The sequence below is a fragment of the Helicobacter cappadocius genome (genome assembly GCF_030688855.1).
GTDB lineage: Bacteria > Campylobacterota > Campylobacteria > Campylobacterales > Helicobacteraceae > Helicobacter_J > Helicobacter_J cappadocius.
This window is the reverse complement of the sequence record NZ_JAUYZK010000005.1, coordinates 42792-55359: the sequence shown is the minus strand read 5'-3', so window position 1 is coordinate 55359 and position 12568 is coordinate 42792. Positions and strand designations below refer to the sequence as shown.

General features: G+C 32.9%; 9 protein-coding genes. 2 read left to right on the top strand and 7 right to left on the bottom strand.

Annotated features, from left to right (window positions below):
- The first annotated feature begins 19 nt into the window (after positions 1 to 19).
- Complete coding sequence (locus Q5I06_RS04355; protein WP_305516845.1) at positions 20 to 850, top strand: CvfB family protein; 831 nt, start codon at positions 20 to 22, stop codon at positions 848 to 850.
- A gap of 189 nt (positions 851 to 1039) precedes the next feature.
- On the top strand, positions 1040 to 1789 hold the full coding sequence (locus tag Q5I06_RS04350; protein ID WP_305516846.1) for an SDR family oxidoreductase: 750 nt from the start codon (positions 1040 to 1042) through the stop codon (positions 1787 to 1789).
- Between the two features lie 7 nt (positions 1790 to 1796).
- On the opposite strand, the gene Q5I06_RS04345 is transcribed toward Q5I06_RS04350, so the two are convergent.
- From Q5I06_RS04345 to pseB, 7 genes are all read right to left on the bottom strand, one after another.
- Positions 1797 to 3131, bottom strand: a complete 1335-nt coding sequence (locus tag Q5I06_RS04345) for a sodium-dependent transporter (RefSeq protein WP_305516847.1) — start codon at positions 3129 to 3131, stop codon at positions 1797 to 1799.
- 9 nt (positions 3132 to 3140) lie between these two features.
- Entirely contained in the window at positions 3141 to 4481 is a 1341-nt protein-coding gene (locus Q5I06_RS04340; RefSeq protein ID WP_305516848.1) for a sodium-dependent transporter, read from the bottom strand.
- A 167-nt stretch (positions 4482 to 4648) separates the two neighbouring features.
- Positions 4649 to 6559, bottom strand: coding sequence for a site-specific DNA-methyltransferase (locus tag Q5I06_RS04335; protein WP_305516849.1), 1911 nt, complete (start codon positions 6557 to 6559; stop codon positions 4649 to 4651).
- Positions 6543 to 9470: a restriction endonuclease gene (locus tag Q5I06_RS04330; protein ID WP_305516850.1), complete on the bottom strand. Its 2928-nt coding sequence runs from the start codon at positions 9468 to 9470 to the stop codon at positions 6543 to 6545. The genes Q5I06_RS04335 and Q5I06_RS04330 overlap by 17 nt, the downstream gene beginning before the upstream one ends.
- A 46-nt stretch (positions 9471 to 9516) precedes the next feature.
- Complete coding sequence (locus Q5I06_RS04325; protein ID WP_305516851.1) at positions 9517 to 10272, bottom strand: hypothetical protein; 756 nt, start codon at positions 10270 to 10272, stop codon at positions 9517 to 9519.
- Positions 10266 to 11528, bottom strand: a complete 1263-nt coding sequence (gene coaBC / locus Q5I06_RS04320; protein WP_305516852.1) for a bifunctional phosphopantothenoylcysteine decarboxylase/phosphopantothenate--cysteine ligase CoaBC — start codon at positions 11526 to 11528, stop codon at positions 10266 to 10268. Before coaBC ends, Q5I06_RS04325 begins: the two co-directional genes overlap by 7 nt.
- Before the next feature lie 24 nt (positions 11529 to 11552).
- Positions 11553 to 12551, bottom strand: coding sequence for a UDP-N-acetylglucosamine 4,6-dehydratase (inverting) (gene pseB, locus Q5I06_RS04315; protein ID WP_305516895.1), 999 nt, complete (start codon positions 12549 to 12551; stop codon positions 11553 to 11555).
- Between the last annotated feature and the right edge of the window lie 17 nt (positions 12552 to 12568).

Here is a 12568-nt window from a genome sequence, read left to right as displayed (position 1 = left end):
GAAATTCACAAGGAATAGAATGCAACCAGGAAAAATTCAAAAACTTCAAATCTCTCGTTTTAGCGATAATGGAGCTTATCTAAAGGATTCTTTTGAGGAGGAGGTCTTGCTTCCTAATAAATTTGTCTCGCAGGATTTGAAAATCGGAGATTTTATTGAAGTATTTCTATATACTGATTCGCTTGATAGACCTGTTGCCACAACACAAAAACCTTATGGAGTCGTAGATGAAATCCTTACCCTAAAAATCATCTCCATAGAGGAAAAAGGTTGTTTCTTAGATATAGGAATTGACAAAGATATTTTTATGCCAACAAAAGCTCCAAAACGTTTTAAAATAGGCGAATTTGTTGCTGTTAGAATTACGTTAGATAAACAAGGGAGATTGATTGCTAGACTTGGCATCAAAGAGCATCTCAAGCCCTATAAGTTCAATATTCCTTATGTGAAAGTAGAAATTCTACCATTTGAAAAAACCCCTCTTGGTATAGGTTGTGTAGTAAATGAAGAATATTATGGGCTTTTATATAAAAATCAAATCTTTTCACCTGTGCAAATAGGAGAAAAAAATATTGCTTATATTTCAAAAATAAGATCTGATGGTAAAGTTGATTTATCCTTAAAACCGATCGGGGATAAAAGTGAAGATAAAATCCGTCTATTAAAGATTATCGCTGAACACAAAATTTTAGAGCTTGATTTTGATTCTCCTCCTGAAGAAATACAAAAAACCTGCCAAATGAGCAAAAAAAGTTTCAAGACACTTATAAGCATCTTACTAAAAGAATCAAAAATAAAAATCCTTGATAGTTCTAAACATGCAGGAAAAAAAGCTGTCCATATTGCTTAAAGTAACTATTCATAGGTATTTATATAAGTATTTCATTAATGCAAATTTTGCCATATTAATCGCACTTTTTAAAGCTAAAGTTTGATCTGTATCTCCAAATCCAAATAAGAGCAATATTAAATTTTTGCATTTACGATTTCTTTAGTTTTTGTTATATACTAGATCAGTAAAACAATCAAAGGATAACAAATGATCATTTTTATCACAGGAGCTTCTGCGGGGTTTGGAGAAGCTATTTCCAAAAGATTTATCAAAGAAGGACATAAAGTTATTGCTCTAGCCAGAAGAGAAGAAAAACTTCAAAAACTTCAAAATGAACTTGGAGAAAATTATCAGTTTATTGCTTGTGATGTTAATAATGTAGAAAAAATCAAAAATGATTTAAAAAATCTACCTGAAGGATTTAGAAATATTGATGTACTTATAAATAATGCTGGCCTCGCTCTTGGATTAGAATCTGCAGATAAGGCAAATATTGAAGATTGGGAAATGATGATAAATACCAATATTACAGCCCTAATAAAACTCACTCATCTACTACTCCCAAAAATGGTTGAACGCAAAAAAGGTCATATAATCAACATAGGATCAATTGCAGGGAGTTATCCCTATCCTGGTGGAAATGTGTATGGTGGAACAAAGGCATTTGTAAAACAATTCAGTCTCAACCTTCGTGCAGATTTATATGATAAAAATATCCGTGTTACCAACATAGAACCCGGTCTATGTGGCGGAAGCGAATTTTCAATAGTTCGATTTCGCGGTGATAAGACAAAGGCAAAACAAGTTTATGAAAACACCACACCCTTATTACCTGAAGATGTAGCTGAAGCAGTATTTTGGTGCACTAGCCTACCCAATCATGTCAATATTAATCGCATAGAACTAATGCCTACCACTCAAGCTCCAGCAGCCCTAAATGTAGCAAAATCAAAGTAATATTCACTCAAAAAGAATGCAGAATTTGCGAAACTAAAATGATAACAATCACTAACGGTATCACATAGCGTACCAAGAAAAACCATACTCCAAACATTTTGCGGGGCAAAAAGTGTTTAGTGTATTCATATGCTTTTTTTCTCCCTACAACATACCCAACAAAAACGATAGAAAATAATCCTCCCAAAGGCATGAGAACCGAAGAAGTTAGAAAATCTGCCCACATAAAAATATTTTTATTCAAAAAAGTGAGTGTTTGTGCATAATCTACATTCAAGGAAAATATAATCAAAACTCCAAGTATAAATACACAAACGCTCACAATAAAAGTAGCAAAAAAACGTCTGATTTGAAATCTTTCTATCAAATAAACTACAGAAGGCTCTAATAGTGAAACTGTCGAAGTGATACCAGCAAACATTAAAGCAATCAAAAATAAAATCGAAATAACTTCACCACTAAGCCCCATCTGTCCAAACACTAAAGGAAGAGAGATAAATACTAAACCATCTCCTTGCTGTGCACTCCCACCATATTCAAAAATAAAAGTAAATATCATCAATCCCGCAATCAAAGAAATCAAAATTCCAGGTATCACTACCCAAAGAGAGCTTTTAAGCAAATTTTCACTCTTGTGAGTGAATGCTGCATAAGTAATAATAGTCCCCACCCCTAAACTAAGCGAAAAAAATACTTGACCTAAAGATTCTATAACAACCTTCAGGGTAATTTTTTGAGGTGCAAAATCAAACATAAACCTAAATGCTTGATCAAAAGAAGGCATACTCATTGCATAAATCAATAGACCGATAAAAATAATAAATAAAAGTGGCATCAAAACAAAATTTAGCTTTTCTATGCCTTTTTTGATACCAAAACAAACAATCCAAGAAGTCAAAATCAAACAAAAACTAAAACCCAAAAATTGCCAATAAATGCTACTTTCTTTAAGTTCTAAAAACATCTGTTGAGATTGCAAAAGAGTTTTAGGGAGATCAAAACTCACTACAAATAAATAATACAACACCCAACCAAGTACGACTGAGTAAAAAGACATAATAATAGGACCACCTAAAAGAAATACTCCGCTAAACTTGATAAATAGATTTTTTTTATACAAACCCTCAAAGCAAGAAACCATATTTTTCCTGCCTCTATTGCCTATAATCATATCTGATAAGAGCATCGAAATACCAATGGTGAGGGTCAAAAACAAATAAAGCACCACAAAGGCACTTCCACCATTACTCCCAGTCATATAGGGAAATCTCCATATGTGTCCTAATCCAATAGAACTACCTAGAGTCGCTAAAATAAATCCAAATTTTGAAAAATTAGCCAAAAGTAATCCTTATGAGAATAATTCTATGAATTTAGCAACCCATATCACAATAACCACCAATGGGGCAATATAACGTAATATAAAAAACCATACTTCAAACATCTTTTTGGATAAAAAATGTTTGCTAAATTCATAAACCCTCTGTTTTCCTACAATCCAGCCCACAAAAATAACTGACAAAAATCCACCTAGCGGCATCACAATAGCTGAAGAAGAAAAATCCGCCCAATCAAAAAGACTTTTTCCAAAAAATGTCAAATCATTTTTATAATCTACATTCAGTGAAAATATCATTACAATACCCACGATATAAATAGCTAAAGCGATGATCCAGGTAGCAACAAAACGACTCAAAGCAAATCTATCGATAATATATTTCACTGATGGCTCTAAAAGAGAAATCGTAGAAGTAATCCCGGCAAACCCCAACGCTACCAAAAACAAAACAGAAATAACATTGCCCACAATCCCCATTTGACCAAAAATCAAAGGCAAAGAAACAAATACAAGACCAGCACCTTCAGAAACCTTCGCCCCATATTCAAAAACAAAAGTAAATATCATCAATCCTGCAATCAAAGAAATCAAAATTCCAGGTATCACTACCCAAAAAGCACTTTTAAGAAGATTTTGCTTTTCTGAAGCAGAGGCTGAATAGGTGATGATAATGCCTACGCCTAAACTAAGTGAGAAAAATACCTGTCCAAGTGAGGCAACAAGAACATTTGGTGTGATGTCTTTGAGCTTGAATGCAAACATAAAATCAAATGCCTTTGAAAAAGATGGCATAGTCATTGCATAAATCAATAGACCGATAAAAATAATAAATAAAAGTGGCATCAAAACAAAATTTAGCTTTTCTATGCCATTTTTGATTCCCTTGGAAACTACCCATCCAGTGATACCTAATACAGCAGTAAAACCCAAAATTTGTGGCAAAATGGATTGAGTGAGCAAATAGTTAAATTCCGCTTCTGAAGCTCCAACATCTGTTGGAAGATTGAAGCTCACAACAAACAAATAATACGCTACCCATCCTAGAACTATGGAATAAAAAGTCAATATAAAAGGACCGCCAATAAGTGTAATACCTGCATAACCCCATCTTTTTTTTGGACTTGGATCAAGTTCTTTGAAGGCTTCTGTGGTATTTTTATTGGTAGTATATCCGATGAGCATTTCGCCAACCAACATAGAAATACCAATACTCAAAGAGAGAAATAAAAACAAGAGCACAAATCCCCCGCCTCCACTCACTCCTGCCATATAAGGAAATCTCCATATATGACCTAATCCTATCGAACTCCCTAAAGTTGCTAAAATAAAACCAAGTTTTGAAAAATTGCCCATTCTTACGCCCTTTTTGCTTCCAAAATATTAAAGACAAAAATATACTGAAAATTCATTTAATTTTGCATTATTTGGGCATAGAAATTCAAAGAAAAATAAGAAAGTCTCAACTATAAACAAAAATATCTGTTGTAAGAGTATTGAATCCTTTCATTTAACCTTTTTTATCAATATATCACATTTATTTGATCTTTATTGACAACACCTAAATTCAAAAAATTCTCCAAATCAATATCACTATAGCCATCAATATAAATTTCAAAATCTTTGATGGTTTCTAATTTAGTCTTCACCTGCTCATCTATAGCCAAAAGATAATAGCAATCCTCGCAAAAATAAAGCTTGTCTTTAATAATCTCTTCCAAAGGAAGACTTAGAATTTTGCCACTATTTAAAGCTAGATTTCTAGCTATATCAAAAGAACTCAGTTTGTCTCGGCTAGAAATAAGCTTGAAGCCTCCCATTTCATCGCTAATAATGCTTGGTTTATCACAAAGGCTATAGACTTTATAGCCGATGTCTAAATCTTGATTGCTTTTTGTCAGATCTTGCTTAAAAGTATTTTTTATCTTCTCTCCTGCACGATTCACCCGCTCTATGGTAATATCACTGATAACAGGGACTTGAGAACCTAGTTCATTTTTGCAAAAATCATAGGAATTTTTATTTTTATCCTTATCAATTTCTTGATCAATTTGAACCAAAATAAACTCCCGATTCCCTCCATCTTCAGCATTAAGCTCCATCACTGCCTGTGCAGTTGTGCCAGATCCAGCGAAGAAATCGAGAATAATGTCGTTTGGACTTGTAGAGATTTGAAGTATCTTCCTTAATAGTTTTGTTCCTTTTGGATCGCTAAAAAGTCCCTTTTTGAGAATCTCTGATAACTCTTCATTATTACCATGAGAATGACCGACTTCTTCATAGCTCCATACTGTTCCACAAGTAACACCTTGTCTGACTTCACTTAAATATGTTTTTTTATCAACTCCACCATTAGAATTAAAATAAAGTTCATTCTTATTGTAAAGCTCTAAAAGTTTTTCTTTCGAATATCTAGGATATCTACCTGAAGGAGCCTCCCACTCAATACCATTTGGAAAAATAATTTTATAAATAGATTTTACACTTCCACTTCTGGCGTGAATTGGTGTTGCCTTCCATAATCCTTTAGGGTCATTATCTCTATTTTTATAATCTTTGTCCTGTTTATATGTTCGTGGCAATAACCCTATAGAAAAAATTTCTCTTTGTTTTGAATAACAAAGAATATGTTCGTGTTGATATGAAACATCTGTATCATTTGAGGTTGTATATTTGTTATGCCAAATAAAATCTCCGACAAAATTCTCCTCGCCAAAAATCTCATCGCAGAGTAATTTGAGATTTGCCTGTTCGTTATCATCGATGGAAATAAATATCACTCCATCTTCACGAAGCAAATCCCTTGCGAGTTTGAGTCTAGGGAGCATAAAAGAGAGCCACCCGCTATGACTTCTAGTGCCTGTGATATTTCTGAAAAATTTCAATGTATCACTAGAAATCTCTTCACCATCTTCGCTAAAGCTTAACAGTCCTGTCTCTATTAGTATTTTTTTATAATCCTCTCTAAAATTATCTGGATAAATAAAATCCTCATTTTTTGTATTATAAGGAGGATCGATATAAATCATCTTGATCTTATCACTATAAGCAGACTTTAAAAGCTTAAGAACATCTAAATTATCTCCTCTGATAATGGTGTTTTTAGTTTCAGCAATATTTTCTTTAGCACCTACATTCTGGGGGGGGGGGGGCGTGAATTTACTTTGAGTTACCTCAAACCTTAGTTCTTTTGAAATAGGTGTAGAATACATCGCATTTGCAAGTCCCTTGCCCGGAAAAGTAAGTTCATAGCCCTGCATATTGCTATTTTCGTTCATACCTAGTAATGTAGCGATTTTCTTAAAGCTCACTTGATTGTCTGAATCTATAACATCTGGAAAATTCTTTTTGAGATGTTCAAAAAATGGATTTATAGATTCTGTGGTATCTATTATTTTTATATTTTGTTCTTTGATTTTATCTTTGTCTATCATTATCTCTCCTTTGCAATGCTTGTGCTATTACATCAATCAAATTTTGTTTGTTGATTCTTGGCTCAAAAACAACCCTTATATCTTTCAAATGCTTATCTATATCTTCGAAAAATTTCCTAGCGTAGTCAATCTTATATTTTTCTTGAATTGAAATATCATTCAAGCTATCATAGCCTTTGGTTTCACAAACAAAAAAGATTTTGCTTCCCTTTGTATCTTCTATCAGGTAGGCAAAATCAGGATAATATTCCTTATATGGTGTGGGGATAGAAAACTTTGGAAGCTTGGCAAACACTTTTATCTGCTTTTTTGTGTCTTCAAACCCTATTTTTACAGTATCTTTTGTGATAACCTCTTTTTCGATATTACTATCATAAACACAGGTTTCATACAAATAATGATCTTGAGGTTTTACTTCTCCATCCACAAACTTGCCCAATTTTGTGGATTCAATACTGCTTCTAGGTTCTCCATTTTTATCAAAAAGCAAATCATCATTGCTGATTTTTGTTTCTGTTTCAAAATGATAAGAAACGCAATGAAGAATACTTTTATGTATTTCTTCTTTGATAATGGTCTTTAGGGTTTTAAAAGCCTCTTTGGGATTATTTATAAAATGACTAGTATCAAGTGAATTGTAAAGTTTTATCATAAAACTTAGAGGCAGATTTTCTTTTTTGGCAAATTCTAAAAGATTTTGAGTGATAAAAGATTTTTGATCTTGGTGGGTATTATTTTGCGAAAGAATTTTTTGTTCTTTTGTAATGATTTTATTCTTTTGAGAATCATAATATTTGCTTTCTACCAACATATGTTCTTTTGGAATTTGAGTTTGATTGAATGCTAATGCAATGCTTTTAATCAAATCTTCCATCTGAATATTTTCATACTTAATTTTAGCCTTAGCATTGATAGCGTCCCAGAGTTTTTTGAACTCCTTAGCAAGATTTGATTTTATGGGGATTTCTAGTTTCTTTTTATTAGCATTATTAGTTTGAGAATATTTATTCTCATTTGGCTTAAAGACTTCTAAGATATTATCCATTCTATCACCTAAAAGCTCTTTTAATTGGGGATCTTGAGCTATAAAATCATAAATGGGAGCGATGATATTATAACTATTAGTATTTTCATCAAACACAATCACTTTTAAATCTTCCAATCTTGTTAAAATTTTGCTAACTTGACGTTCATTTAATCCAAGTTGTTTAAGCGTATCTGAATCTAAAAAATCCTTTTTGAATTCAAAGCTAGAATCTTGAATCTCTTTTTGGAGTCCTTCAATAAACCCCTTTTCCTCACCACTCACAAGGACATCAAGATGATTAATATTATAAAACATATCTGTTTGATACTCTAAGTAATTATGCGAAACTCTTCTACCTTCGTTATTTACACACAATCTCAGACCACGACCGATCTGCTGATGAGCTGATATTTCAGAACTTGAACTTGCGAGTTTTGTGAGAGTGAAAATATTTGGATTATCCCAACCTTCTTGCAACGCCCACACGCTAAAAATAAATCTCAAAGGTTCATTTAAGTTCAATAATTTTTCTTTTTCTTCCAAAATCAAACGAACGCCTTGTGCTTCTTTTTCTTCATTATTGCCTTTTATATCACCACTAAAATAACCCTGATGAACACGCAAATCACCCTTATCATCAAAATCTCTTTGCAAATATTCACGATAGCTCAGTGATAAATTTTTCTTTAATATCTCCATCCTTTTTTGTTTATAAATGCGTTCAAATTCATTTTTGATAAATGGATTCTCTCCGCGAAAAGATTCAATATCGGGAATAAAAAATAACGACAAGGCCTTGATATTTTTTTTAAAAAGCATTTGTTCTTTTTTAAAATGCAAATCAATACTCAAAGAGATGAGTTCTCTAATTTGATATTCATTAAGTCTATAGCTATTTTTGGATAAAGGAATGTTTGTTTGATTACTCAAAATCGCACCATCTTTAGATGTGATCTTTAGCAATTCAACGCCATTAAAAGCTGGGTAATGAAGCCTGACTCCCAAATCTTCTCCATAAAAAACATCTTTTTTATACTCAATGCCATCAAGAAAATAAGAAAATGTTCCTTTTTTATTCTTAGAATCCATATTAATTAAAGATGGGATTTGATTTTCAGCACAAAGAGTATGAACATAGATTTGCTTGACAAGAAATGTATTGAATGCACTAATAGAATCCAAAGTATAAACAAGATTACTAAGTTTATGCTTTTCCTCTTTTGGAAAAGTTGCACCAAAACGAAAATAAAGTGTTTTCAATTCTTTAAATGCGTTATAAAATTTCTCCCCCTTTAGCAAATGTGGTTCATCAATAATAGAGATAGGATTAAGAGAAATGATTTCTTGAAGAATACTCCTATCGCTAAAAAGCGATTCATTCTGCTGGTTTAAGAGATTTTTTTTACCTTTATCAATAGAGCTATTGGTCAATACTAACACTGAAAACTCGTCAGTATTCTTAATATAATGATTGATAATATTTGATAAACTTTTAGAATCATTGTAATAATAGGTTTTCAAATGTTTGGCATATTGCATATAAAAATAATCTTTTGTGAGCTTGATATTTTGCTTTACAGATTCTAAAATAGCCTTGCGAGGGACAAAAATAATAAATTTATTTTGTCTATAAACCTTATTGAGTTCAAAAATTAGATTTAGATAGGTAAAAGTCTTCCCGGTACCTGTCTCCATCAAAACATCAACATTCAAATCAAAATTTAGATTTTTAAACGGTGTATTTTTGCCTTCAGTAGAATTATAAAAATCTTCAAAGCATTTTTTCAAATTAACTGCATCGTGTTTTTTAAAATCAAAATCCTTTAAAAGACTGATAATATTATCAATACAATCTTGTTGATATTCTTGTTTTTCAAACTGCATCAATGCCCCATATTTATAAATTTTAAAAACCCATTATACCAAAGCTTCACGCCCTAATATCCAAAACTCCTTCTTCAAACTCAAATAAAGGCCTTATATCTTTTTCTTGATAAATTGCAATGGATTGAAAACCTTTGAGCTTATCTTTATTTGCTTCTAGGATTTTTTTCACACTCTCATATAACACCCATATTTCTAGCCCAACCCCATCTTCTAGCAAATAAACCCTGCCATTAAGTGCTCCCAAATGCGGATAGAGAGCATAAAATTCCAAACTTTGCTTTTTGTTCTTACTTTTTTTCACTTGCACAAGCCCATCTTTATGTTCATCAGAAATCACTAGAGAAACCACCTCATTATGAAGCGAAAGAAGTAAATTACCTAGATTTAAGAATTCTGATCTATTTTGAGCTAAAAGCAACTTATCTAATAAAAAATCTTTATATTCTCCAAAACTCTCCAACTTAGATTCTTTAAAGATTTTATCTAAATCTTGAATGCTAAATTTCAAAGGACTTTTTTCTATCATTTCGAGCATTTTAGGGGGACGCACAAGGTTTGAGAGAATAATCGCCCCTACGGAGCTTTTGGACATATTTGCCCAGTATTTCTGACCCACAAGGAGTTCTTTTTGACTTTTGGTGGTAATGGTCGTATTGCCCATTTTTAGCAAAAATTCTCCATTTTTTGCTTTTGAAAGTACCTTGAGCAATATAGGCAATGTGGCGTTGAATTCGGTAATATTTTTAATCTCCGTGCCAACTTTTGAAAGTTGAGCTAGAGATTTGACATGTTCTAACATAAGAGATTTTGAACAAAATCAGCTATCTCAAAGCTGATATTGAGCTTGGTTTTAAATCCCGTATGATAAGTTGTATTTTTTGAGAAAAATATCATCTCATTCTCTTCAGAACCAAAAGGATTATATTTTCCAATGAGATTCAAACACACTACTTCGCAGCCCTTGCCACCATCCTCTGGAGAATTTAAAAGTTTTTTTGCACAAGAAATAGCATTTTTCTCGTCAGATTCGGCCTTAAAGCCTATTTTAAAAAGATTTGGGGAGTTGATTTCTTTGAGAATATCAAGATTTTTTTGACATTGTATCTCCCAAAAATCCCCTATTGTGTCTTTTTTTAGTTTTGCATCCGAAGGATTACAAGGAGTATAGTCGCTAATAGCAGCTGCCATAAACAAAAAAGCTCGTCCATTAGAAGGAGTTTTAGCATCAATAGCTTGTAGATAAGAAGTTGCTGTTTTTACTTTTAAGCATTCTATTTTTGAAGGCAGTTCAATAGGAAAAATCGAAGAAATAAGACTCACCCTAGCTCCTAAAACATAAAGAGCAATAGCTAGATAACTCGCCTGAAGTCCGCTAGAATGATTTGAGATATATCTCACAGAGTCAATACTTTCGATACTCCCTCCTCCTGTGATAATAACTTCTTTATCCTTCCAAAAAGAGTTCTGTCCTATGGATCTAAGAATCCTAAAAACAATCTCTAATATCTCTTCCATAGCACCTTTTCCATAAGTATCACAAGCAAGTATAGAAACTCTAGGATCAATGATTTCAAAACCCAAATCCTTAAGTTTGTGAATGGCATCTTGAGTTTGAATAGCTTCAAACATCTTTGTGTTCATTGCAGGAGCTATTAACTTAGGTTTATCACAGGCTAGTAATGTGCTCAAAATAAGATTATCACTCACTCCACAAGCTATTTTTGCGATGGTATTGGCCGTGGCAGGGGCCAAAATAGCCACATCTGCCCAAGTAGCATAAGAGATATGATTGCAAGCTATTTCTATGTCCTGATGTGTCCAGTCTTCACTTTGAGTGTGCAAAACTAGCGTATGAATAATAGCTTCAAATGAAAGTGGTGAAATAAATTTTTTTGCCTCATCGCTCATCACTACTCTTAGAGAAGCTCCAAGTTTTTTGAGCATACTTGCGAGTTCAATAGATTTGTAAGCAGCGATTGAGCCCGTAACGAGCAATAATATCTTTTTGTCTTTAAGCAAATCCATTTGCTGCATAATCGCTTCAAAACCTTTCATTGTAATACCCCATTCCTTGAGATTTTATCCTGAAACAACCTCACTCATTTTTAATATTTCTTCTTTACTAAGCCATTTGTCATTCTTATCACTGCTGTATTCAAAACCTTCTTGAACACTTTTTCCTATCTCATTTTTCAATGTTTTAGCATAATTAATGGGGGTTTGAAAATTTATGGTGGGTGTGAGAATAAAAAAATTGTCAAATTCTAATGCCAAATGTGAATCATCTTTTGGAATCATCACTTCGTGGAGTTTTTCACCAGGTCTAATTCCAATCACTTTCATAGGGATATTTGGAGCCAATGCAAGAGCCAAATCAGTGATTTTCATACTTGGGATCTTAGGCACAAATATCTCTCCACCCTGCATTCTCTCTAGGCAATCTAGCACGAATTTTACACCATCTTCTAAAGTGATCCAAAAACGTGTCATACGCTCATCGGTAATAGGAATCTCTCTAGCACCTTCTTTTATCAAATGTTTGAAAAAGGGTATCACGCTTCCTCTACTTCCTACAACATTACCATATCGCACAACACCAAATTTTGAATTCTGAGCCCCTTTGATATTATTAGCTGTAACAAAAAGTTTATCGCTACAAAGCTTTGTCGCACCATAGAGATTAATAGGATTGGCAGCTTTATCAGTGCTTAGGGCAATAATAGAACTCACTCCATTTTCCAAGCATCCATCTATTACATTACTAGCACCTTCAATATTAGTTTTGATACATTCCATCGGATTGTATTCAGCGATAGGCACATGCTTGAGTGCTGCAGCATGAATACAAATATCCACTCCTCTAAGAGCTATTTGAAGTCTATGTTTATCTCTTACATCACCGATAAAATAACGCATTCTTGTATCTGTAAAAACCTGTGCCATCTCATATTGTTTAAGCTCATCACGACTATAGATAATAATTTTTTTAGGGTTATGAAATTTTAGAATGGTTTGAACGAATTTCTTTCCAAAACTTCCTGTCCCTCCTGTGATAAGAATGCTTTTCCCATCAATTATATGCCCCATTTTTTCTC